Annotated in this window: 26 protein-coding genes; 12 read left to right on the forward strand and 14 right to left on the reverse strand. The window is 59.2% G+C overall.

Features of this window, described 5'->3' with window-relative positions; all coding sequences use genetic code 11:
* The first annotated feature begins 30 nt into the window (after nucleotides 1–30).
* Together apaG and ABDK75_RS11240 are read left to right on the forward strand one after the other, a co-directional pair.
* Complete coding sequence (gene apaG / locus ABDK75_RS11235) at nucleotides 31–504, forward strand: Co2+/Mg2+ efflux protein ApaG (protein ID WP_086634393.1); 474 nt, start codon at nucleotides 31–33, stop codon at nucleotides 502–504.
* A 52-nt stretch (nucleotides 505–556) separates the two neighbouring features.
* The gene (locus tag ABDK75_RS11240) at nucleotides 557–1,726 is read left to right on the forward strand and encodes a bifunctional 2-C-methyl-D-erythritol 4-phosphate cytidylyltransferase/2-C-methyl-D-erythritol 2,4-cyclodiphosphate synthase (RefSeq protein ID WP_346006178.1); all 1,170 of its coding nucleotides are present in this window, start codon (nucleotides 557–559) and stop codon (nucleotides 1,724–1,726) included.
* A gap of 125 nt (nucleotides 1,727–1,851) precedes the next feature.
* Here ABDK75_RS11240 and ABDK75_RS11245 read toward each other — a convergent pair whose 3' ends face one another.
* The 11 genes from ABDK75_RS11245 to aat all read right to left on the reverse strand — a co-directional run bounded on the left by ABDK75_RS11245 (nucleotide 1,852) and on the right by aat (nucleotide 14,332).
* Complete coding sequence (locus ABDK75_RS11245; RefSeq protein ID WP_255376441.1) at nucleotides 1,852–1,980, reverse strand: hypothetical protein; 129 nt, start codon at nucleotides 1,978–1,980, stop codon at nucleotides 1,852–1,854.
* A gap of 140 nt (nucleotides 1,981–2,120) precedes the next feature.
* A complete protein-coding gene (locus ABDK75_RS11250; RefSeq protein WP_339405697.1) occupies nucleotides 2,121–2,810 on the reverse strand; it encodes an ATP12 family protein in 690 nt (229 codons plus the stop codon).
* A complete protein-coding gene (locus tag ABDK75_RS11255) occupies nucleotides 2,807–5,380 on the reverse strand; it encodes an AsmA family protein (RefSeq protein ID WP_346005936.1) in 2,574 nt (857 codons plus the stop codon). Before ABDK75_RS11255 ends, ABDK75_RS11250 begins: the two co-directional genes overlap by 4 nt.
* Nucleotides 5,377–6,369: an RluA family pseudouridine synthase gene (locus tag ABDK75_RS11260; protein WP_086634390.1), complete on the reverse strand. Its 993-nt coding sequence runs from the start codon at nucleotides 6,367–6,369 to the stop codon at nucleotides 5,377–5,379. The genes ABDK75_RS11255 and ABDK75_RS11260 overlap by 4 nt, the downstream gene beginning before the upstream one ends.
* Nucleotides 6,366–7,778 (reverse strand): replication-associated recombination protein A, encoded by a 1,413-nt coding sequence (locus tag ABDK75_RS11265; RefSeq protein ID WP_346005937.1) that lies wholly within the window; start codon nucleotides 7,776–7,778, stop codon nucleotides 6,366–6,368. Before ABDK75_RS11265 ends, ABDK75_RS11260 begins: the two co-directional genes overlap by 4 nt.
* A gap of 77 nt (nucleotides 7,779–7,855) precedes the next feature.
* Nucleotides 7,856–11,086 (reverse strand): AsmA-like C-terminal region-containing protein, encoded by a 3,231-nt coding sequence (locus tag ABDK75_RS11270; protein WP_346005938.1) that lies wholly within the window; start codon nucleotides 11,084–11,086, stop codon nucleotides 7,856–7,858.
* 64 nt (nucleotides 11,087–11,150) lie between these two features.
* Nucleotides 11,151–11,636 carry a thioredoxin-dependent thiol peroxidase gene (gene bcp, locus ABDK75_RS11275; RefSeq protein WP_211516051.1) on the reverse strand — a complete coding sequence of 162 codons (486 nt, stop codon included), beginning with the start codon at nucleotides 11,634–11,636 and terminating at the stop codon, nucleotides 11,151–11,153.
* Between the two features lie 60 nt (nucleotides 11,637–11,696).
* Complete coding sequence (locus ABDK75_RS11280) at nucleotides 11,697–12,083, reverse strand: hypothetical protein (protein WP_046899957.1); 387 nt, start codon at nucleotides 12,081–12,083, stop codon at nucleotides 11,697–11,699.
* Between the two features lie 142 nt (nucleotides 12,084–12,225).
* Entirely contained in the window at nucleotides 12,226–12,798 is a 573-nt protein-coding gene (locus tag ABDK75_RS11285) for a hypothetical protein (protein WP_346005939.1), read from the reverse strand.
* Nucleotides 12,795–13,673 (reverse strand): hypothetical protein, encoded by an 879-nt coding sequence (locus ABDK75_RS11290; RefSeq protein WP_346005940.1) that lies wholly within the window; start codon nucleotides 13,671–13,673, stop codon nucleotides 12,795–12,797. The genes ABDK75_RS11285 and ABDK75_RS11290 overlap by 4 nt, the downstream gene beginning before the upstream one ends.
* The gene (aat, locus tag ABDK75_RS11295; RefSeq protein ID WP_211507318.1) at nucleotides 13,673–14,332 is read right to left on the reverse strand and encodes a leucyl/phenylalanyl-tRNA--protein transferase; all 660 of its coding nucleotides are present in this window, start codon (nucleotides 14,330–14,332) and stop codon (nucleotides 13,673–13,675) included. Before aat ends, ABDK75_RS11290 begins: the two co-directional genes overlap by 1 nt.
* 92 nt (nucleotides 14,333–14,424) lie before the next feature.
* Here aat and ABDK75_RS11300 point away from each other — a divergent pair, with 92 nt between their 5' ends.
* Nucleotides 14,425–14,592 carry a hypothetical protein gene (locus ABDK75_RS11300; RefSeq protein ID WP_157091174.1) on the forward strand — a complete coding sequence of 56 codons (168 nt, stop codon included), beginning with the start codon at nucleotides 14,425–14,427 and terminating at the stop codon, nucleotides 14,590–14,592.
* A gap of 3 nt (nucleotides 14,593–14,595) precedes the next feature.
* On the opposite strand, the gene ABDK75_RS11305 is transcribed toward ABDK75_RS11300, so the two are convergent.
* Together ABDK75_RS11305 and ABDK75_RS11310 are read right to left on the reverse strand one after the other, a co-directional pair.
* Nucleotides 14,596–14,988 carry an MAPEG family protein gene (locus tag ABDK75_RS11305; RefSeq protein WP_346005941.1) on the reverse strand — a complete coding sequence of 131 codons (393 nt, stop codon included), beginning with the start codon at nucleotides 14,986–14,988 and terminating at the stop codon, nucleotides 14,596–14,598.
* Nucleotides 14,989–15,019: 31 nt separating this feature from the next.
* On the reverse strand, nucleotides 15,020–15,853 hold the full coding sequence (locus tag ABDK75_RS11310) for an EcsC family protein (protein ID WP_215768406.1): 834 nt from the start codon (nucleotides 15,851–15,853) through the stop codon (nucleotides 15,020–15,022).
* 120 nt (nucleotides 15,854–15,973) lie between these two features.
* On the opposite strand from ABDK75_RS11310, the gene ABDK75_RS11315 reads away from it, so the two are divergent.
* Nucleotides 15,974–16,489, forward strand: coding sequence for a hypothetical protein (locus ABDK75_RS11315; RefSeq protein WP_215765878.1), 516 nt, complete (start codon nucleotides 15,974–15,976; stop codon nucleotides 16,487–16,489).
* A 15-nt stretch (nucleotides 16,490–16,504) separates the two neighbouring features.
* Here the strand turns inward: ABDK75_RS11315 and ABDK75_RS11320 are convergent, their stop codons facing one another.
* Nucleotides 16,505–16,921, reverse strand: a complete 417-nt coding sequence (locus tag ABDK75_RS11320; RefSeq protein WP_211495962.1) for an EVE domain-containing protein — start codon at nucleotides 16,919–16,921, stop codon at nucleotides 16,505–16,507.
* A 148-nt stretch (nucleotides 16,922–17,069) separates the two neighbouring features.
* Here ABDK75_RS11320 and ccmC point away from each other — a divergent pair, with 148 nt between their 5' ends.
* From ccmC to ABDK75_RS11360, 8 genes are read left to right on the forward strand one after another with little or no spacing between them, the layout of a single operon-like run.
* Complete coding sequence (gene ccmC, locus ABDK75_RS11325; RefSeq protein WP_086634380.1) at nucleotides 17,070–17,831, forward strand: heme ABC transporter permease CcmC; 762 nt, start codon at nucleotides 17,070–17,072, stop codon at nucleotides 17,829–17,831.
* Nucleotides 17,828–17,995, forward strand: a complete 168-nt coding sequence (locus tag ABDK75_RS11330) for a heme exporter protein CcmD (protein WP_143412318.1) — start codon at nucleotides 17,828–17,830, stop codon at nucleotides 17,993–17,995. The genes ccmC and ABDK75_RS11330 overlap by 4 nt, the downstream gene beginning before the upstream one ends.
* Complete coding sequence (gene ccmE / locus ABDK75_RS11335; RefSeq protein ID WP_064273832.1) at nucleotides 17,992–18,495, forward strand: cytochrome c maturation protein CcmE; 504 nt, start codon at nucleotides 17,992–17,994, stop codon at nucleotides 18,493–18,495. Before ABDK75_RS11330 ends, ccmE begins: the two co-directional genes overlap by 4 nt.
* An 8-nt stretch (nucleotides 18,496–18,503) precedes the next feature.
* Complete coding sequence (locus ABDK75_RS11340) at nucleotides 18,504–20,483, forward strand: heme lyase CcmF/NrfE family subunit (RefSeq protein WP_346005942.1); 1,980 nt, start codon at nucleotides 18,504–18,506, stop codon at nucleotides 20,481–20,483.
* A gap of 12 nt (nucleotides 20,484–20,495) precedes the next feature.
* Complete coding sequence (locus tag ABDK75_RS11345) at nucleotides 20,496–21,050, forward strand: DsbE family thiol:disulfide interchange protein (RefSeq protein ID WP_046899968.1); 555 nt, start codon at nucleotides 20,496–20,498, stop codon at nucleotides 21,048–21,050.
* Complete coding sequence (locus ABDK75_RS11350; RefSeq protein ID WP_046899969.1) at nucleotides 21,050–21,508, forward strand: cytochrome c-type biogenesis protein; 459 nt, start codon at nucleotides 21,050–21,052, stop codon at nucleotides 21,506–21,508. Before ABDK75_RS11345 ends, ABDK75_RS11350 begins: the two co-directional genes overlap by 1 nt.
* Before the next feature lie 4 nt (nucleotides 21,509–21,512).
* On the forward strand, nucleotides 21,513–22,253 hold the full coding sequence (gene ccmI, locus ABDK75_RS11355; protein ID WP_346005943.1) for a c-type cytochrome biogenesis protein CcmI: 741 nt from the start codon (nucleotides 21,513–21,515) through the stop codon (nucleotides 22,251–22,253).
* A complete protein-coding gene (locus ABDK75_RS11360; RefSeq protein ID WP_046899971.1) occupies nucleotides 22,250–22,534 on the forward strand; it encodes a hypothetical protein in 285 nt (94 codons plus the stop codon). The genes ccmI and ABDK75_RS11360 overlap by 4 nt, the downstream gene beginning before the upstream one ends.
* The last annotated feature ends 18 nt before the right edge of the window (nucleotides 22,535–22,552 follow it).

Raw genomic sequence — 22,552 nt, forward strand, 5'->3', positions numbered from 1 at the left:
AAAGGCGCGGGATGACATTAGAATGGCGTTATGCCTGACAAGTCATCCCAACCCCATCTCCTGGCTGATCCTGAAGCGGCAATGGCCGAAGCCATGGAAAACGCCCCCCGTTTCAGCCAGATAACGGACGACGTGACCGTAACCGTCCGTACGTTCTGGCTGGACGACCAGTCCCAGCCGGAAGACCACCGCTTTGCGTGGGCGTATCATATCTGCATTGAAAATGGTCGGAAGGACACCTTCCAGCTGATTTCCCGGAGTTGGGAAATTGTGGATGGTCTTGGACGGACTGAGCACGTTCACGGAGATGGCGTTGTTGGAGAACAGCCCATCATCGGTTCGAAAGACCAGTATGATTATACGTCTGGCGCCATGCTCACCACGCCAAGCGGTTTCATGCGCGGCACGTACCACATGCTCGAGCCGGTTTCAGGCCAGCGCTTTGACGTGCATATCCCCACGTTCAGCCTCGACAGCCCCCACGAAGCCGGGCTGCTGCACTAACTCCTGACACCTACCCTTGACGTTGCGCGCCCGGCAGCCCATTCCTGCCCGCATGCGTATTGCTGCCCTTCTTCTCGCCGCCGGTCGTGGCCGGCGCTTTGCAGCTGGCTCGCCCGAGGGTGAGGGCTCCAGCAAGCAATTCCGGATGCTGCGGGGAAAACCCGTCATCCGCCGTGCCGCTGAAGCTCTGCTTCCACACGTGGACATCCTGCTTCCCGTAGGAGATGACCCACTACTGGCTGACAGTCTGGCCGGCCTGAATGTTCTGCCGCCCGTATCAGGCGGCGCAGAGCGCCATGACAGTGTACGCAACGGACTGGAAACGCTCGCTAATCTGGCAGAGCCCCCGGATCTGGTGCTTGTCCATGACGGCGCACGCCCCTGCGTGCCGCCCGAGGTGGTTCAGAACGTCATTGAAGCGCTGAAAACACATGCCGGTGTTATCCCTGCCGTTGCGGTCAGCGATACAATCAAGAAAGTGGAAAACGGTATCATTGTCGATACCGTCTCCCGTGAAGGCCTGTGGCGCGCACAGACCCCGCAGGGCTTTCACTTCCCGACCCTGCTCGAACTTCACCGAACCCAACGTGATGCCCGCCGCACGGATGATGCCGCATTGCTGGAACATGCAGGCCACCCGGTCGCAATCGTTCAGGGCTCGGACAACAATATCAAACTGACAGTTGCGGAGGATCTGATGCGTCTTGAAGGTGTAATCGACGGCAACCTGCTGCCCCGCGTTGGGCTTGGCTATGACGTCCACGCATTTGAGGAAGGCCGCAAGCTGATCCTCTGCGGTATTGAAGTTCCCCATACGAAGGGTCTGGCCGGTCATTCAGACGCCGATGTCGGCATCCATACGCTCTGTGACGCCATTTATGGCGCGCTGGCTGAGGGCGACATTGGCCGTCATTTCCCGCCGACTGACAACGAGTGGAAGGATATGGATTCCGCCCGCTTCCTCATCCACGCTGGCGAACGTATCCGTGCCCGTGGTGGCTTCCTCGTCAACGCGGACATCACTCTGATCTGCGAGCGCCCGAAAATCGGCCCTCATGCCAAGGCGATGCAGGACCGTCTGGCAGAGCTGCTACAGGTGAATGTCAGCCGTATCTCTGTGAAGGCCACCACATCGGAACGCCTTGGCTTCACAGGCCGTGAGGAAGGGATTGCAGCAACAGCTGCCGTCAGCATTATGGTGCCGGATAACGGAGACGCCTGAGCGTCCAGGTTTACTTTCCAGGAAAATTCCAGAGCCCATTCTTCATAGGGGAGAGTGGGCTTTTTTCTTGTCGCACTAACAAAAGCGACAGGCCTGACAGGTTCTCAGGCCCAGTTCATGGCGCTTCAACCGTGGATAGCGCAGACCACGACAATAATCGGCGTAGCGGCAAGCAGAAACCATGCCCCCATGGAGCACTTTGCTACAAGACGTTTACCCATGTGACGCATGGGACGACTGACGGATACCGACATATCTTCCTCGACTCTGACATTGCAGGACAGAGCGGAAACTGCGCCATAACTCCCTGTGGAAGCCAGTCACTAATCATCTCGTTCTGTCACAGCGCCAGATGCGCCCCGATTATGGCAAGATCATGCCCTAAACCGGGAAATCAGGTGTTTTGGGCCAACTTTAGAAACTGAACGGTTTCCGCAGCATCTTTTTCCCGAATTGCCATGATGCGAATCAGCTCATCGTCCTGTCCCCAGACCAGAAGTTGCTGCCGTTCATCAGCATTCGCGACAAAAACCGCCTCTTCCAAGCTGATCGCGTCGTAAAGCAGCGCCAGAGATAGCAGCAGACTTCCAAAACACTGTGTCAGCACCCCTAGGGCCGCGAGCTCCGCTTCTCCCTGCCGGGATAGCAGACGCTCCAGCCCCGTCACGTAATCGCCAGACTGCGTTACAGGCATAAGCCCGTCTGTTACTTCCGGACGAATGCCCTGCGTCGCCAGCCAGGCAAAGACGCGCTCCACTGTCGAGTCGGCAGGACCTTTGCGATAGCAGAGCCCGTCATCCAGACCCAACCGTAGAAGCGCTTCCCGCGCCTCAATTAGATCCGGGCGAATCCGCTCGATCATGGTTCCGGCAACGCGGGTCATGGAAAGCTGTTCAGGCGTAAAGGAGGCATCCTTTGGAATAGCCTCCCATTCTGCCGCAATCGCCTGCGCCAGGGACTGCGAGGCAACGGCCAGTACAGTTCCCTGAGGAAGACGGATGGGCCGTCCGTCCAACTCAGGAGAGAACAGCCCGTCGCGCTCCCCAACTGAAACGCTCTGCCAGAATCGTTTGCGGCTGCTCAATGGAGAACTCCCAGCGCGCGCAGAATGTCACCCGCTTTGTTGTGATGATGAGACTGCTCGGACGGCGGCGGTCCACCCTGCCCTTCACGGGCAGCCGCAAGCGCGGCTGTGCAGGGATCAGCCGGCGCTTCCCCACCAATCGAAAGCTGGAATCGGCCACCGGCATCCCTGTCCTGCTTCGCCTGTGGCGCAGACAAGGTGCCCGTTACGATAACAGGGGTGGAAGCACCGGCACCTTCGAAGTCAATACTGGGCACGAGATGCAACTGGATTTCCTGCGATCCCAGACGGACCTCACCATGCCCAGCCGTAGAGAACCGGCCAGACTGGAGCCCAATCGTGTCCAGCGTGGCCGTATCGTTGGCAAGCGCCATGTGCAGACCGATACAACGCAGTGGCCGCACTCCGCTTCCCAGAAGGGAATCCGCGCCTGGGCCAGCAATGCGGCCCAGGATCTGGCTGTCCACTTTCCCGTCCACCATGGAGACGCCCAGATGCCCGCTCAAAGACTGCCGCAAATCCTCGGCCGTCTGGCCCTGACCCGACACTTCCCCCACAAGCTGGACTGGCCCCTGAAGCAGCAATGGCAGCCCCAGCCCCTCTTCCAGAAGACCGATCGGGAGTACCAAAGGCTGGAACGTCAAATGAGTTGTGACCGGCAGATGAGATGCATCCAGATCCGCCTGTCCCGACAGGGTCAGCCCCTGCCCTTGCCCGGAAATCGGCTCAAGGCGCAGATGACCATCTGACAGGGTCAGGTGCGTGGCAAGGTTGGTGTAGTCATGTCCATAGAACACAACCCGGTCGAGCGTCAGATGAAGGTCAAGGTCCTGGGCTCGCAGACGCTTGACCCATGAAGGCACAGCCGCGCTTTCCACAACACCAGCGTCAGACACGGCGGGAACAGAAGACTGATCCTGCATCTGAACGGGCTGTGTCGCTGCTTTTTCTACGGTCCCCGTCGCTCCTGGAATAGTCGCAGGCGGAGCTTTCGCAGGCTGCTGAGCAGTTGCTTTCACATCCTTCAGCCAGACATCTCTCAGCGCATCCAGATCAAGCTGGGTTGCATGCAGATGCCCGTTGAGGAGCGGTGTGGAGTTTTCATCAGTCAGAAGATGAAGGGCGCCATCGAAGTCTGCTTCGCGGCTCTTGAAAGCCATATCATCAAGCGTGGCTTCACTCAGCCCTTTACTGCTGACCGTGCCCTGAAATGAAACGTCATGCAAAAGAACGCGCGGCAGATGAAGCGCCTTGGCCCCGCCCTGCACCACAAGATGACTCTTCTCGGCTCCTACAGTGCCGGAGACCGTGACTTTGGCATCATCCTGAGCGTTAATGGGCGGCGTCGCGCCTTCAACATTCAACGCGGTGGACAGAGATAGCGGCATGGACCGCAGTTCAGCCTCAACAGGCACTTCCGTATGGAAATGATCACGTCTTGCGAGATCAACCTGTTCGAGGGTCCCGGCTTTACCAAGGATTCTCCAACCCGTATCGCGCCACAGCACATCTGCGGCCACCGAAAGCGGCGCAGATGCGGCATCGGCATCAAGATGCAGATTACTGACCGCTGTTCCACGAACCGTCAGACCCGCAACATGCAGATGGATGCGACTGGGTGCCAGACTCGCCAGTAAGGTCCGCGCCTTTTCGGTCCAGGTCGCATTCGCCACTTGCCCGGCATCACCCTGCACCGTGATGTCTCCACCAAGTCCACGCATGTCAGGCAAGCTGGCATGAGGAAACAGGCGATGAGCATCCTGCAGATTAGGCCATTCTCCCTGCGCAGTCAGAACGAGGCCGCGCAGATTCGATGCATCATGAATCTGACCGTCCACATTCAGCCAGTCACGCTTGGCATCCGTTCCAAGCGTTGAACCCAGACTGAAAGTCCATGGCTTTGCGCCAGAGCGCAGAAGGGCCAGATCACCCACATGCCCCTGCACCGTGAAGGGGGTTCCGCCGTGGCTCCCCTGCAAATTGATCCAAGGGCTTTGGCTTCGCAGACCAGCCAGATCCATCGTGCCAATCTGGAAGCTACCGCTCATTTTCTGAGCCTGATCGCGCCAGCTCACTGCGCTGTTCGTCAGATGCAGCGCATCCAGAGAAAGATCCCAGTGAGCCTGCACGCGCTCACCAACATGCTGTCGAACCGGCAACGGGGCCTCTGCGCCGCCTGCGTCTGAACGCGATGGCTGACTGAACGTCCAGTTGGCATTCCCGTCCGCATCGCGCTCCAGGGAGAGCGTGGCGCCATCCACTACGAAATCCTGAAAGCGGACCTCGCGGTGAAGAAGCGCCAGAACGGAAAGACCTGCATGCACGGTCCTGGCCTGAAACACCGGAGCCTGGCCCGGGCGCTGCAACACCAGATTGCGCGCCTCGAAAGACGGCCATGGCAGGATCTGGATGGTGGAGCTTTTCACCACCATCGAAAGGCCCGTCTCTTTTTTCAGAGCCTCGGCCACACGCTGGCGCAGCGCATCCTGATCAATCAGCTCATATGCAGCAATGCTGACGCCCACGAAGGCAACGATGACCCCGATGAGCGCGCCAGTGAGTTTCCTCATTTTGCAGGCCCTCTGCTTCCCTTGATGCGCTTCGGCGCAGGTGTATCGCCCGGCACGAACCCAAGTGAACGGAACGTTTCACGCATATGCGGCGGCAGTGGTGCCGTCACGATCAGACGACCACCGGCCGGATGCGGAATATCCAGCTGACGGGCATGCAGATGCAGCTTGTCGATAAAGCCTTCCGGATGAGCCGTTTTCCCACCGTAGCGCGGATCACCCACAATCGGCGTGCCCAGAGACTCACAATGCACACGAAGCTGATGCGTCCGTCCTGTCAGTGGAGACAGGCCTAGCCAGGAGAACTTCTTTCCCGCAGCGTCGATCGTTTCGTATTCGCTCTTGGCAGAAACCGCATCTTCTTCACCGCGGGATGCCGCCACGACAAGCGCAGCACCGCCTGCACCGATCTTGGCCAGAGGCTGGTCAATAATCCCAGACGCCTGCGCCGGACGGCCGACAACAATCGCCCAGTAGGTCTTGCCAACATCACGCCCACGGAATGCTGCTGCCAGTTTGGCAGCGACACCAGGCGTACGCGCAATCAGGAGAATACCAGACGTATCCCGGTCAATCCGGTGCACAAGGCGCGGACGGTCTTCGTCTTCCTTGCGCAAGCCGTCCAGCATCATGTCCACATGCTTGGTGATACCCGGGCCACCTTGCGTAGCCAGACCGGATGGCTTGTCCAGCACCAGAAGATGATCATCCTGATAGATCACCATCTTCTCGATTTCGCGCACCAGCATCGGATCTGGCGGCGGCAGCGGGGCCTGACGGGTCATGTCCGGCAGCGGCGGAATACGCACGCTCTGCCCAGGAGCAAGACGTGCGTTACTCTGGACCCGGCCACCATCAACGCGGATCTGGCCTTTACGGCACAGCTTCTGGAGCGCGCCCTGAGTGAGATTGGGGTAGTGACGTCTGAACCAGCGATCGAGGCGCAGATCGGCTTCGTCTTCGGTTACAATGCGGTTGGAAACTTTCATGGATCGCGGGATGCCCTTTTGGCGGCCCGTATGTCCAGAAGTTTTCTGATACGGCCCTCGTAACCCCGGTCTGTCGGCTGATAGAGCGAGACCCGCTCCATGCCCTCCGGGAAATAATTCTGTCCCGAAAATGCGTCTTCGGAATCATGGTCGTACTCGTAGCCCTTCCCGTAGCCAATGTCTTTCATCAACGTTGTCGGGGCATTGAGAATATGAGACGGCGGCATGCGGCTTCCCGTCTCACGGGCCAGCTTCCGCGCAGCCTTGTAAGCCATATACACCGCATTCGACTTGGGCGCCGTCGCCAGATGAACCACGACCTGCGCCAGAGCCAGCTCACCTTCCGGCGATCCCAGCCGCTCGTAAGTCTGCCAGGCGGCTACGGCCATCGGTAGAGCGTTCGGGTCCGCCTGCCCGACGTCTTCCGCTGCAAACCGGGTCAGGCGTCGGGCAATATACCGCGGATCTTCGCCACCTTCGAGCATCCGGGCGAACCAGTACAGCCCTGCATCCGGATCACTCCCCCGCAGGGATTTGTGCAGTGCAGAAATGAGATTGTAATGCTCTTCCCGGTCACGGTCATACAGAATGGCCCGTCGGGACAGGATAGCCGCCAGATCTTTCGGGGTCAGTTCCCTGTCAGGGTCCAGAACAACCAGCTGCTCCACCATGTTCAACAGGTAGCGTCCATCGCCATCCGCCATTGCCCGAAGGCTGGCACGTGCTTCCCGATCCAGCGGCAGGCGATGGCCTACGTCTTTTTCCGCATGCGTCAGCAGCGCTTCCAGACTGGCATCGTCCAGCCGGTTTAGCACCAGAACCTGACATCGGGATAAAAGCGCGGCATTCAGTGCAAAAGACGGATTCTCTGTCGTCGCCCCCACCAGCACGACCGTCCCGCGCTCGACATACGGCAGGAATCCATCCTGCTGCGCCCGGTTGAACCGATGGATTTCATCCACGAAAAGCAACGTGCCACGGCCTGTTACTTCCTGACGCCGATCCGCCTCTTCAAAGGCTTTGCGCAGTTCAGCAACACCAGAAAAAACAGCCGAAATCTGTGCATAATGAAGATTGGCTTTGCCTGCCAACAGGCGCGCAATGGTCGTTTTGCCGCAACCAGGCCCACCCCACAGGATGAGGCTGGACAATGTGCCCCGCGCAAGCATTCGCGTCAGAGTACCTTCTGGCCCCAGCAGATGATCCTGGCCGCGCACCTCTTCCAGAGTTTTCGGGCGTAGACGATCTGCGAGGGGCTGCGTCCGTGAAGGCGGACGAGCGGGTATTTTTGGCGCCTCAATAGGGCGGGGCGGTGAAGGCTGCCGAGCAGACTGCGTGTTCCCAAGGAACGGCGGCTCACGCCCCGCAGGTCCGGGATTTGTCCCGAACAGATCTGTCATGTCCGCCATGGCTGCCTCCTGATACGGGAACGATCATAGAACTCCCGTACATATTTCGGAACAGCTGTGACTTTAAGGAAGAGCGCCTACTGGAGAATTTTCCGTAAAGCTCCAGGAAGAAGCATGGAAAGCGGATTGACGGTCAACTCAGGCTGACCAACAACACCCGTCACATCAAATGTCGCGGCCAAGACACCGCCGCCCTTCTCTGGCGCCAGAATATGCCCGATCCCCGGCAGCTTCCCCGGCAGCGCGTTCAGGCCAAAGAGTGGCACAATAGTGCCATGCAGAGCCAGCGCTGACGTATCCAGATCCACCGGCCCTTCTACAGTGGCGCCAAGAGCCTGATTCCCGATTGTTCCATCGCGCAGGACGAGTTTTCGCCCTTCCAGAGCAATCTTCGTGGACACGTGGCTTACGCTGAAACGATCTGTGCGGCTTTGCGACCAGTGCAGCGGGGAAAGATCGGAAACGGCTGTCAGGGTAAAGGGCGGCTGCAGGAACTGGAACGGCCCGATTTCCAACTGCCCCCGGAAAGGCGGAAGTCCCAGCCCAAGGCCCGACGTGCCAGCTTTCTCGCGCAGGAAATTCCCATCCAGATGTGCCGCGCCACCGCCGATCCGATCATATAAGCCCAGCCCTTTCAGCAGTGCTCCCAGATTGTCCACATCCAGAACGAAGGGCTGCCTCCGGCCTGTATCGGCCAGAACGGCTCTCACACGCGACGGGGCATCCAGTGCAAATCGTCCAGATGTCAGGCTGCCGTTTCGTAGTTCGATATGCGACACGACGCCCCCAACCAGCCCTTTAGGACCGAAATAAACCCGCGGGGCGTGCAGATCGATGGACCAGGCATCTCCGACACCGGAGGTTTTATCGGCAGCAGGACTCCCCGCTTCGCGTGACGCAGCCTCTGCGGCATCCCGGGCAGCCTTGCGCGAGGCTGGATCGAAGAGTGGCGCAAGATCCAGCGGATCAGCGTCCAGCGCGATCTGAATGGGAGCGGACGGCTCCCTCGGTAACGTAATCTGGGCGTCACCTTCGCTTCGGCCCAGACGGAATCCTTCAATAATGATGCTGCTTAACCGTCCGGCCTGCGTTACGCCGCGACCTGCGACAGAAAGTGTCTGACCATGCGCCTGCAACCCATCCAACGCCACCATGTCATGGCCCCGAAAGCCAATATGGGCAGACGCGACAGCTGCTTCCCCTTCAGGCTTGGTCCAGACCGGAACAGTAATTCCGGCCTTCTCCATGTTCAGGGAAAGAGCAAGATCCGCAAGCGTATCAGCATGCTCAATGTAATGCGCTGAAAGCGTGGCCTGCCCCGTGAACAAACCCGCCGGCACAAGATGCGACTTCACTGCAGACAGGGGATCCAGAAGCGCCGTTGCACGAATATCCTGCAACACCCTTCCCGGCGCTCCCTGCTGGAAATTTTCATCCAGCGCGACATGGACAGGAATGCCCGATAACCGCCCATCCCCTGTCAGGTTAAGTCCGTTTTCCGTCGCCCCCAGTGTGCCGGACGCTCCATCAACAGGCCGCCCCATCAGAACATTGCCCAGATGCACGTTGGCGAATGACGCTTTGGCCTGAACGTGAATGTCACTGTTTTTGAGACGCGCCGTCAGCGGCAGCGTTAGCCGAGCCTGAGCATCAATAGTCCCGGAAGGCTCCGTGAACGGAAGCGGATGCCGTGACAGAAGATGCAGCCTGGGATGAGAGAGAATATCCCGAAAAGCTGCGACCGATCCCTGAAGATGGGTCTTGATGTCCCCTGTCGTCGGGCCTTTCTCGTACAGATTGCCAATGCGCACCTGACCGTCAGGGATGTTAATGATTCCATCTGGCGTGGCCTGCTGACCATGCTCCAGATCAAGAACCAGCGTATCAAATCCATCAAACCCGAGACGTGCATCAATCCCCGTCGCGGGCGGCACAGGCCGCAGCCAGTGCACGGTCAGGTCATGGCCGAGCAACTGACCATCCATGCTGGTGGGGAGGATGTGCGACAGCCCATCGCTCGTATGAAGATGGGTTCGGACCATCAGGTCCCGGCCCTGCCCGCTGGTGATGTTAGCAGCGATCCATTTCCGCCCGCCCCTGATGATACCAGCAGGCCAAACGCTCCCGAGCGTCGCAAAATCAAACCCATCTAGACTGGCCGTGGCATCTCCATCCAGCACGTGAATATGCTGGAGATCATTGACGGTCAGATCAGCAGTCGCATGAAGGTGCGTCAGGGCATTATTGGTATCAGCAAGCGTCAGCGAACAGTCAGGAACGGAAAGCCTTGCGGCCCCCTCTGTGCCAGGTTTTGCCATAACCAGATGAAGGGATGCCTTGCCGTCACGCAGATCAACGGGCAGCGCCTCTTTCTGCGCAACATGCCCGGCTCCAAGCGCAACCTGCATCTCAATGCTGGCTGGAAGCTCTCCCATGCCATGAGGCACGACATGAATGTCCGCGCCAACGGTCAGCGGGACGTCCCATGCCGCCAGAGCCGGAGCGAACATATTCAACCCGGACGGTCGGAACGTCGTGGACGTCAGATGCCACTGGCCAGTGGTCGCGGAGGTCTGTCCGCCTTTTGCCGTCAGGAGCGTCTGGAATGACCCAACGCGCACGGAACTGCGCCACCAACCATTCCATAGGTAATCATGAGACGCAGCAGCGACTTTCAGCCGCTGCCCGTGTGCTTCAATCGGCCCCAATAGCAGTCGTTGTCCATTGGGAAGCCCTAGCAGCGTAATGCTGACGTTCTTGAGGTCCAGGGCCGCCAATCGGTCCATCTGTGTCGGAACACCGCGGCCGCCGTGTTTCTGGGATGGCAGATCCAGATCGACATCGCCATTCGGCTGACGACGCAAAACCAACGTGACGTCCTGCAGGCGCAATCTGCGTGGGGCGATGATGCCGTGCAGAAGCGGCGCAAGTGCCAGAACCGTATCGGCCTCACCAGCCTGTTCGGCAGGCGTGCCATCCAGCCGGGCAACCGTCAGCCCGCGTGCTTCAAGCATCAGCCCCGCAGAAATACCACCTGAGCTTGGTTGCCATTGAACACGCAGCCGGGACCACGAAAGGCGCCCGGCGGGATGCCCCGGCTTTTTGCCTGCGACGACAGACACCGGTTCAATGAGACGTGAAACTGCTGTGATATCGACTGGCCCATGTGCCAACTTCCACAACAGGACAGCCGACAGCGCCACGGCCACGGCGACAGGAGCGACAAAGGCAATGCAGGCCCACCGTGCAACATGCAGATGACGGGGCAAATGAAACGGGCCAGGTGTGTAAGGATCAGGCAGGGCCATGACTGGTTTGCCGGGAAGCCTCCGGCGTTCTCCCTGTCTGTGAAAGAGATGGCTGGAGAGGCTCTCAGGCCCCTGAGGTCAGGCTCCGGAACGCTTCTGCCACAAGGGCAGAGTGCTCAGCAGGCTTAACTTTGCGCCAGATGTGGCGGATGACGCCGCTCCCATCCACCAGAAAAGAACTGCGTTCCATACCCATGTAGGTGCGGCCATACATGGATTTCTCAACCCACGTACCATAAGCCTCAGCCACCACATGGTCTTCATCCGACGCCAACGGGAATGTCAGGGAGTACTTTGCAGCGAAGCGCTCAATTTTTGAGACGGCATCTGGGCTGACACCGATAATGGTGAGGCCTTCACTGTCAAAAGACGGCAGGTTCTCCTGAATGGAGCAGGCCTGCGTCGTACAGCCGGGCGTGTCAGCTTTCGGATAGAAATAAAGCAGATATGGCTTACCCTTCAGCGCATCGCTGCTGACGGCACCGCCTCCCGAGACGGGAAGCGAAAACGCAGGGGCCTGGTCGCCCACCTGAAGAGCATGATCTGTCATAGGCACCATGATTGCCTGACACCCTTCGCCCGATCAAGGCGGACGAAGGGTAAAAAGGGCTCAGTATTGCGGATAAACCACAACTGGCGGCGGCGGAGCATAAACGACCGGCGGCGGTGGCGCATAAACCACACGTGGCGGCGGGGCGTACACGACCGGCGGTGGTGGCGGACCATAAGAGTTGCTCAGCATGGCGCCACCAACGGCACCGATTGCCAGACCGCCTAGAATGCCACCGACAACGGCACCGGTATTTCCACGATGACCGCCACGATGCCAGCCCGGTCCCGGGCCATAATATCCACGCCCTGGGCCACCGTATCCGGGGCCGCCATATCCGCCATGCCAATGAGCTTCAGCGGCGGGAACTACGGCATTCGGGGCAACTACTGCCGTGCCGATCAGCAGGGGCGCAGCCAGAAGGACTGCACGGGTGATGCGACGCATGGCAAATCTCCTCATTACGTCAGACGGGGGGTCAGAAGAGATCCTGTCCGTCCTGTGAGAAGAAATCTGCCACACGAAAATGGCAGGAAAAGGCAACAATCATGGCAAGATTTTCTCAAATTATGACTATTGCCCGCCGCTCTCAGTGCTTCGGGTCAATCCGGTGATAACCGGCTGGTGGATCAAAGAGTTCTGCTGACTGAGACGCTCGATTTACCGAGGCAGCCTGTACCACAAGCCGTCCGCTCTGGGTCGCGCCGAGCAGCAGACCATCCGCCGTGTAACAGAAGTCTGTGGGCTTGTTGTCGGTGTCCGCGGCTTCCCAGATGACGCACGGCTCCCCAGCAATTGTGGCCGGACCGACCTGTTTCCACGCCCCTGGCGCAGGTGTTCCCGGAGCGGAAAACGATTCGCCCGGCGCCTCGGTGACCGTGGCGGTTTTCAGAGCCGTATCCAGAACCATCAGACGATGAAGCCGGTAATCCGTCAGCATGACCGTTGCGGCCCCTTCCGGATCAACGCGTTGACGCCACATCTGCGAATTCCAGCGCATCCGCTGGTGCAGATGCTGCCCTCCCGGCCCCACCATGATGTAATCGATATCCGCATCGTGCATCGGTGTGACAAAGGGGGCCGTCATGGTGTCAGCAGCGCTCGCTGCGCCGACTACGAGAACAGCCAAGCTAAAGGCGGCGACCAGAGAAATACGCTTCATTCTTTCATGCCACCGTTTACTGGTCCGCTTGGCGGCTGATCCGGTGAGGAGACAGTTCCGTCGCCAGCCGAATCATTAGGAACAGATGGCTGGGTTGTATCCTGTGACGGCGCAACCTGCCCTGGCAAAAGCGTTGGAGCCGCAGGACCTGACGTTTCGGCAGGAGTACCTTCTGCCGCAATATGACCCGGCGTCTGCACACTGGAATCGCCTGCAGCCCCACCTTCCGGCACAGGAGACGGCGTTAGTGTGTTCGCCTGATTGCTGGCTCCCCCCTGACGGCGAGACGCTGTGCGGGGCGTAATTTCCTGGAAACCAGCCGGGGGCTGGAAGGTCGCGGTAGGGAGATCCCCGTAGGACAGACTTACAGCGCGAATAGAACCCGAGGCACCATCGGCATCCACACCATCCTCGGCGAGAATGACCCCGTCATCTGTCACGCAGGCTGAAGCTTTGCCATGGTCAGTCTGGATATCCCAATGATCACAAACGGCCCCTGCAATCGTCTCTTTACCGCCCTTGGTGTACTTCATGCCCAGATCCAGCATGAACGGATTATGCAGTCCGTGCTGGGGACGAACATGTGCGTACAGTTTGCGCGGCACCATCACGAGCGTCACGACCTGCCCCGGCCGGTCCAGAATCGTGATGCCTTGCCCATCTGCTGAGTCGATCCGCAGAAGATCACCCGAGCCTGAGAAATAGACCTTCACATCGCCCCCTTGGGAGGCCGGAGCAGACAGGTGATAGGTCACGGTCGCATCACGCGCGGGCGCCAGTCTCGGATGGTCATCAGCGAGAGCCGATCCGCCACTGCCTGCGAGAAGCAGGCCAATGAGAAGAGCAGACTGATGCCGCCGGAGGAATGAAATCATCAGGATTCTCCTGGATGTGGGCGCAGAGACGCGATGTCATCGCGCAGGGCGTGCAGACTGAAATCATCCGGCCAGATGGTACGGACAGTCAAAGCCTGGTTCAGCAGCGCCAGATAATCTGCCGCCGGGATACCGATGCCCCCAAGCGTTGTCAGATGGGGAGTGGTATATTGCGTATCCAGAAGGCGATACCCTCCCTTTCGCAATCCTGCAACGAGATGAACCAATGCAATCTTGGAAACATCGCGCTGGCGGGAAAACATGCTCTCCCCGAAAAATGCTCCGCCAAGAGCAACGCCATATAGCCCCCCGACCAGGGCACCGTCGTCCCAGACTTCGATCGAATGTGCAAAACCACGCTGATGCAGAGCGCCATAGAGGTCACAGATTTTCGGGCTGATCCATGTTTCCTCCCGGCCCGGCGCAGGGTCTGCACAAGCGAGCATGACATCCCCAAAGGCCCGATCCGATGTAACCTGAACCTTGCCGGACCGGATCGTACGCATCAGTTTTCGGGGAACAATCATTGCGTCGAGCGGAAGTACTCCACGCTCCTCTGGAAAATACCAGCTGAGCTCGTCACTCTCCCGATCAGGGGCCATCGGGAAAATCCCCGAGGCGTAAGCATCCAGCAGGATTTCAGGCGTAATGTCAGACATCCGGTTTCTGCTTCGCGTAGCACATGGGGGATTATTCACCTTTCTGTACCCGGATGTGGTACATAGTACTCCAATCTCGATGGAGTACTGCATTGCCTATAGCGTTTGTTTATCTGATCTGTCTGATTCCGCTCGGGCTCGCACGCTTCCTGCTCCCTGAAGCTGACGGCCTGCTGATGGCACTCGTCAAAATCTGTTTTGCAGGAATTGTGTTCTGGGGCCTGCTGGACTTCTGGCGCCTTCGCCCCAAGCGAAGCTGATCGTCAGATCAGTCCGCCCAGAACCAGAAACAGCCCGATCATCGACACACCCCAGATCAGACTGCGAATGCTTCCCAGACCCAGGGCATAGGCTGGAATATAAGCCAGTCGTCCCAGGAAGTAGAGGCCTGCTCCCCAGGTCACCAGACTTCCGTGCCGGCCGGCCACATGGGCCACAAGGACTGCCCCGATAAAGATCGGGAGCGTCTCCTGAAAATTTGCCTGTGCCCGCCGCATTCTGGCGGCAACGCCTGTGTATCGCGGGGCTTCGCCATCCCGGTTACTCGTGGCCCACTGCACACTATCCTGTCTGCGGCAGGCCGCTGAAGTCAGAAACAGCTGCACGACAGCCAGAACCAATGTGAAACTCAGCCAGACAAGACTGCTCGGCATCATATTTCCAGCTTTCGTTCAGCGTCCTGAAAAATCAGGAAAAGGTTTCTGACGCAGCACCTGAGCGGATGTCCACGGCAGCTTCGTGAACAGCGCGACCGTGAGTGCGCTCCAGACGACGGATCGTGAAATGCGCCCGCGCAAGTGCACGATAATGGGCGAGGAAGGCAGCGTTAAGCGAAGCACCACACAGCGCACCTGCAACAGGAACCATCTGCAACGCGAACTTCCGCGACAGGCCAATTCCATAATGAGAGGCCACTTCGGAAATCAGCATCACGACCGGGCGTCCACGCAGCAAAGCACGCGCGGAGAAGAACCCGAGCTCCCCATCTTCCTCTTCCTGACGGGCAGGAAAAGTTTTGAGTGCAAACACTTCAAGGCACGCGCGGCGTGTTCCCTCATCACGCAGGTCTTCACCCTCTTCACGGGCAATCCGCGCGATTTCCCGCATGATAGTCAGGGTTGTGAACCCGACGTCAGGGGCCAGTCCAAAAATTCCACCAAAACCACCGACGGCGCCCGACACGGCAACAGCAGCCTGTCCGGCGTTCTCACGCCACGGTTCACGAACGAGCGGGACGTCATTCTTGATCCCAACAATCGCAATATTGAAAGCACGTTCAATCGCGATTTCAGCCGTCTTCTGAATTTTCTGTTGCACCGTGGGCGCAAGGCCAAGGCCTTTCATCCCGAGTCGCGCAGCCTGCCCGACGGCTCCTCCCATCAGATCCGCCAGACGGACAAGGACACCACGCCCCTGTTCGACGCGTTCCAGCACGGACTGAAGCTGGGCCAACGAGTCCCCGTCCAGCGCCAGTGATGCAAATTCGCTACTCGGAAGCTGCGAGCCATTCTCTACGGTCATGACGATCAAAACTCCTGTTCGTAAGACCTGAAACCGTTTACCCGATAGCAGGTTTCATATCGCATCACGAAAGCCCCCTGCTTGACGGGTGCCCCGGCCGGGTGTGGAGAAGGACATATTATGAAAACATTTTCCCGCTGGATCCTGTCTGCCCCGCTGGTAGCCAGCCTCCTTGTGACAGCAGCCACACCGGCTCTGTCCGCTCCACATCATACCCATCGTAGCCACAGTACAGCCGATCTGCCACAGATCCCGCCGTCAACGGCGCATCAGCTGAACAACCCGCCAGAGAAGAACCTGACGCCCGCCCAGCAGGTTGCACTGCCAGACGGTGGAGCTCCTCCGCCGCCGCACGGCTATGTTGCCGTGGAAGACTCCGAGGAAAGACTCGCAAATTTCAGCGGTGAAGTGCGGACGCACCTTCCTGTCGGCATGCCGGGCACCAATGCTGAGCAGAAAACCAACGGCACAAACAACCTGCCGTCCCATTTCAGCATTTTCGGTATGCCGGTGAAGTTCAACGCCCCCGTTACGGCGCCCTATCACAGCGAAGATCTTCCTCTGACCTACGCCGGGCACCCGTCCAACGGGCAGACCAATGTTCTCGTCAATGGGGATGCGTCAGACATTCACTGACCGGGAACGGGTCCGTCAGGCGCGGACCCACCCGCCGATTTTCGTCAGATACCGGAACTCCTGCTCCGTCACCGGGGCGACAGAAAGGCGGGATTGCCTGAGAAGAGCCATCTCTTCCAGAGCCGGATCTGCCTTGATCTGAGCCAGGGTTACTGGAGTCGTGAAAGCGCCATTCGCCTTCACATCCACGCAAACCCAACGCGGATCGTCCGCAGTCGGGTCCGGATAAGCCTCTTTCACGACCCTGACGACACCAACGATCTGCTTTTCGCTCACCGAGTGATAGAAAAACGCTAGGTCATCCGTCTTCATGGCCGCAAGATTGTTCCGCGCCTGATAGTTGCGAACGCCGGTCCATGGTTCGATGTCATTACGAACCTGTTCATTCCACGAAAAGGCTTCGGGTTCGGATTTTATCAGCCAGTACGCCACGTCTTTCTCCTGCGGAAAGTTCCCATTTCGCGCTCATTTCCGTGAAACGTGATAACAGTCATAGGAACAATGGGACAATGCGCCCCTTCCGAATGCGTGGGGTTCGGACTATTTCAAGTAGAAATATTTCTCCGAGTTGAGAGTTCCCGTGCGCCCTACGCCCAATCTGCTCCATCGTTATGCCAATCCGGGGCAATTCCTGCGTCTGGCCCGTGCGCTTCAGCCGTGGCTATCCACAGGTGCGATCATCTTCCTGACCGTCGGTATTGTCTGGGGCCTCTTTTTCGCTCCCGCTGACTGGCAACAGGGCGAGACAGTCCGGATCATGTATGTGCATGTTCCAATGGCCTGGCTTGCATCCTCCTGCTACCTTGGTCTCGCAGTCTGCGGGCTTCTCTCCCTTGTGTGGCGGCATCCGCTGGCGGATCTCGCCGCCATTGAAATCGGTCCGGTCGGGGCCTGCGCAGCCGCTCTTTGCCTCATCACAGGCTCCCTCTGGGGACAGCCGATGTGGGGCACCTGGTGGGTATGGGACGCGCGCCTGACATCAGTACTCGTGCTATTTTTCCTGTATCTGGGGCACATCGCCCTGATCCGGGCCTTCGATGAACCTGCCCGCGGGCAGCGCGCTGCTGCCATTCTGGCATTGGCTGGTGCCATCGATCTGCCGATCATCAAGTTCAGCGTTCAATGGTGGAATACGCTGCATCAGCCGGACAGCATCACGCTGACCGGTGCACCGACCATGTCCATGACGATGCTCTGGCCGCTTCTCATCACAACCATCGGCTTCACACTTGGTGTCGCCGCTGTCATTTTCGCCCGGCTGAGTGCCGCAATCCACGAGAGCCGCGCGCGTCAGCTGATGGCACGCTCCAGGCTCAACCGTCCGGACAGGTCCGCAGCATGATGCACCTTCCCAATCACTGGCCCTATATCGCCGCAGCTTATGGTCTCACCATCGGCTGCTCGCTGGTTCTCGGTATCGGCGCGGCTTTGCGCCTGCGCCGTGCCAAAGCCCGGCTGGCGGCTGTCGAAAGCCAGCTCCGCCACCGTGAAAGCTCTGCATCATGACCCGCAAGACACGTCGCCTGTGGATTGTCATCGCCTGCCTCGCCTGCATCAGTTCCGCGGCAGCCCTGACGCTGAGGGCCTTCTCGTCCAACATCGTGTTCTTCATGGCCCCGTCTCAGGTCAAGGCGCACCCCCCGGCGCCTGATCGCACGATCCGCCTGGGCGGAATGGTCGTTGCGGGCTCACTGCACCGCATCACGGAACACGATGCCCCGGTAAACTCCTTCAACGTGACGGATGGTCAGGCTTCAGTCGAAGTTCACTACACCGGTATCCTTCCTGACCTTTTCCGCGAAGGCCAGAGCGTCGTGGCACTCGGCACGGTGCAGAAGGATGGTGGTTTCACAGCCAGTGAAGTGCTCGCCAAACATGATGAGACCTACATGCCCAAAGAAGTGGCCGAAGAACTGAAGCGTACCGGCAAGTGGGACCCACGCTTTGGTAAAGCCCCTGACGCGGCAAGCTGGGACACCATGACAGCCAAGAAAACCGGAGGCTGAACGCCATAATGTTTGGACCAGAACAGGGCCATTTTGCCCTGGCCCTCGCCTGCGTTCTCGCACTCATTCAGTTTGTCGTTCCCCTCTGGGGCGCTCACAAGCGCAATGCCCGCCTTGTCGCCATGGCGCCATTTCTCGCGGTTTCACAGCTTTTCGCTCTGGCCATCTCTTTCTTCAGCCTCATCATGTGCGCCGTTCGGGATGATTTCTCCGTCCAGAATGTCGCGGCAAACTCCGCTGCCTCCAAACCGCTGCTGTATAAAATCACGGGTGTCTGGGGAAACCATGAAGGGTCCGTGCTGCTCTGGACGCTGATCCTCGGCGTCTGTGGCGCAGCCGTATCGACATTTGGGCGCAATCTCCCGGACATTCTTCGTGGCCGCGTTCTGGCCATTCTTGGCGGTGTTTCAGCCGGATTCCAGCTTTTCTGCCTTCTGACCTCAGACCCATTCGACCGCGTTTTTCCGGCTCCCATGGACGGTCAGGGCATGAACCCCCTGCTTCAGGACCCCGGCCTCGCCTTCCATCCGCCCATTCTCTACACCGGCTATGTTGGCTTTGCCGTCCCATTTGCGTTTGCCGTTGCTGCTTTGCTTGAAGGCCGGGTGGATGCCGCCTGGGGCCGCTGGGTTCGCCCATGGGCCGTAGCGGCCTGGTGCTTCCTGACCTGCGGCATCGCACTCGGGTCCTGGTGGTCTTATTATGTGCTGGGTTGGGGCGGCTACTGGTTCTGGGACCCGGTTGAGAACGCTTCGCTCATTCCGTGGCTGACCGGAACCGCACTCGTCCATTCCGCCATCGTCGTAGAAAAGCGCGAGGGTCTGAAAATCTGGACGGTTCTGCTGGCTATTGCGACATTCTCATTCTCCCTGTCTGGCACATTCCTTGTCCGCTCAGGTATTCTGAATTCAGTCCATGCCTTCGCGAATGATCCGGCCCGTGGTGTGTTCATTCTGGCACTTTTAGCTTTGGTCATTGGCGGTTCGCTCGCTCTCTTTGCATGGCGCGCGCCGTCTTTGACATCTGGCGGCCTGTTCTCGCCCGTCTCGCGAGAAGGCTCGCTCGTTCTGAACAATATCCTGCTGTGCTCAATCTGTGCGGTTGTTGTGACAGGCACGATGTATCCGCCATTCATGCAGCTTCTGGCGGGTCGCACCATTTCAGTGGGCAAGCCCTTTTTCGATGCGGCAACCATCCCGCTCACAATTCCGCTTCTTCTGGCCATGGGTGTCGGAACCGCGCTTCCGTGGAAACGGGCGCAACTGGCACGAACATTCTCCCATCTGTTTGTTGCAGCCATTCTCGCGGCCATCGGCCTGCTCCTGTGTTTCTGGAAATTTTCTGGAGCATTGCCTATCGCCTGTGGCGCTCTGGCGATCTGGGTCATGGCGGCCTCCGTCACGGATGTTCTGCGCCGCATTGGCCTTGGTCATTCCAGCCTCAGTGAGATGCTGGCGCGCGCCAAGAGCCTTCCCCGCTCAAGCTGGGGAGCAGCGCTGGCCCATATCGGTGCAGGCATTACCGTGCTGGGTCTGTGTGGAATGTCTGGTGCCCAGCATGCGATCGTAGAGATCCACGTTGGCGAGACCCGCAGCCTTGCCGGTGATGACTGGACGCTCGTCAACGTTCATGACTATGCCGGACCGAATTACCGCGCGATGCAGGCAGATATTGCCGTACGCCACAACGGCAAACTGGTCACGATGCTGCATCCGGAAAAGCGGGACTTCACCACACAGAACCAGACCACAACGGAAGTCGCGATCCATACGAACTTCATCACGGATCTTTATGGCGTCGTGGGAGACCGGCACGGAACGGGCGCGGATGCGACCTATGTGCTACGTCTGCACAAGAACCCGCTTGCCCCGTGGATGTGGCTGGGCGGGCTTGTTATGGCCATCGGCGGAGCGTTCTCGCTCTCGGATCGTCGTCTGCGCGTTGGCGCACCGAAGCGGTCTGCCGCACGGACCATGGCCAAAGCCTGAGGAGAGACACGCATGAATGCAACACGACGCGGCCTCCTGACGGCCCTTCCGATTGTTGGCGCTGGCGTTCTGGGCGTCGGGTTCTGGAAAATGCTGCAAGGAATGGAAAGCGGCGGCTTTGACCCGCGGGCCATCAAAAACCCGAATGTCGGCCGCCCTATTCCTGAATTCGCCATGCCAGGTCTGCCCGGGCTGGGTGACGGATTTACGGATAAAGAGCTGAAGGCTGAAACACGCCCGGTTCTGGTAAATTTCTTTGCGTCCTGGTGCATTCCCTGCGTTCAGGAAATGCCTGGCCTACGATCCATTTCCCGCAATATGCCCATCTGGGGCATCGCGTATGAAGACAAGCCAGAAAACGCGAGCGCCTTTGTTCAGCGTGATGGCACACCTTATGCTCGCGTGGCTTCTGACAGACATGGCCGCGTCGCCATCGACTGGGGTGTAACGGGCGTTCCCGAAAGCTTTCTTGTCGCCCCCGGCGGCCGGATTCTCTGGCATGGCAGTGCCGCTCTCGATCCGCAAATCTATGACGCGGAAATCCGGCCAAGGCTTGCAGGACTATGATGAAACGTCTGTCTGCCCTGCTGCTTGCTGTGGCACTGGCGGGAGGCGGCATCGCTCTCGCAGTTGATGACCCGTCAGAAATGCTCCCCAATCCAGTGCAGGAAAAGCGGGCGGAAGCCATCGGTGCTCACCTCCGTTGCCTCGTCTGTCAGAATGAGAGCATCGAAGACAGCAGTGCACCGCTGGCCCGCGATCTGCGCAAAGTTGTTCGCGAGCAGGTGGCGGCGGGGAAGTCTGACCAGCAGATCATGGACTGGATGGGAGATCGCTATGGCGAATTCATCCGTCTGGCTCCCCAGTTTTCATGGTCCACAGCCCTGCTCTGGCTGATGCCTGCTCTGGCTCTGGTGGCCGGTCTTGTTATTGCGTGGCGTGCGACGAGGCGTCGCATCGTTACACCTGTGCCGCTCTCGGATGATGAGCGTGCACGCCTGGATGCCCTGTCGGGCCGGGAGTAAAGTCTTGTTCTGGTTGGGAATCCTGAGTGTTGCAGCTATCACGCTGCTACCGGCCCTTTATGGCCTCCGCCGTCTCCGCCGTCGCGTGGACGCGCGGGACTCTGCTTTGACGCTCTATCGCGGCCAGCTCGCCGAACTCGACCGGGACCGGGATCTGGGCCTCGTCAACGGAGATGAATACGGGGCAGCCCGCATCGAGGTCCAGCGGAGGCTTCTGGCTGCCGACGAATCTTCCGCCACACCAGACCTGAAAGATGTAACGGCCCGTTCGAAGCGTTTTCTCCCCCTTCTGGCCGTTGGTCTTGGCATCCCGGTTGCAGCATTTGCGCTGTATATCGTGAACGGGCACCCGTCCCTGCCGCCACAGCCTCTAAGCGCCCGTCAGGTCAAGCCAGACGCTAAAGCCATGGTCATGATCCAGAAGCTTCAGGCGCAGGTCGCCACGATTCCAAAGGACAATCCGACCTACGAGACAGGTCATGTCCTGCTGGGTCAGATCGAGGCGCGCGCTGGCCTGACCTCAGAAGCAATCGCTGACTGGAAATCGGCTCTGGACATTCATTTCACTCCAGAGCTTGCAATCCAGCTCGCAGAACTCCAGACCCAGAAGGACGGGCACATTTCCGCGAGCAGTCTTGATCTGTATCGCCGTGCCCTGGCGGCCGCCCCGGCTGATGCGCAATGGCGCCTGGCTGTGGAAGCGCGGATCGCCGTCGGTGAACATGAGGAGAATCACGGCCAATGATGGAACCCCTTTCCACAGCCGTCACAATCTGTCCGGTCTGCCGGCAAAAAATCCGGTCGACCGCAGAACACTGTCCGAACTGCGGTGCTGAACGTCATTTTGGCCCCCGGATGATCGAATCCGCCATCTGTGCCTTCGCAGGGATGGTTCTGCTTTCAGCCGTTTCGACCATGCTCCTCCCGATCTCCCTGTGGACGATCGTCTTTGCGGCCGCAGGTCTTTGCGCGGGTTTTCTGTTCTCCCACAATCGCTTCGGTGGGGATCGCTGGCTCGGCCGTTAAAGGCCGACATCTCAGTCA

Origin of the sequence: Gluconobacter sp. OJA (genome assembly GCF_039638325.1) — a bacterium.
Taxonomy (GTDB): Bacteria; Pseudomonadota; Alphaproteobacteria; order Acetobacterales; family Acetobacteraceae; genus Gluconobacter; species Gluconobacter cerinus.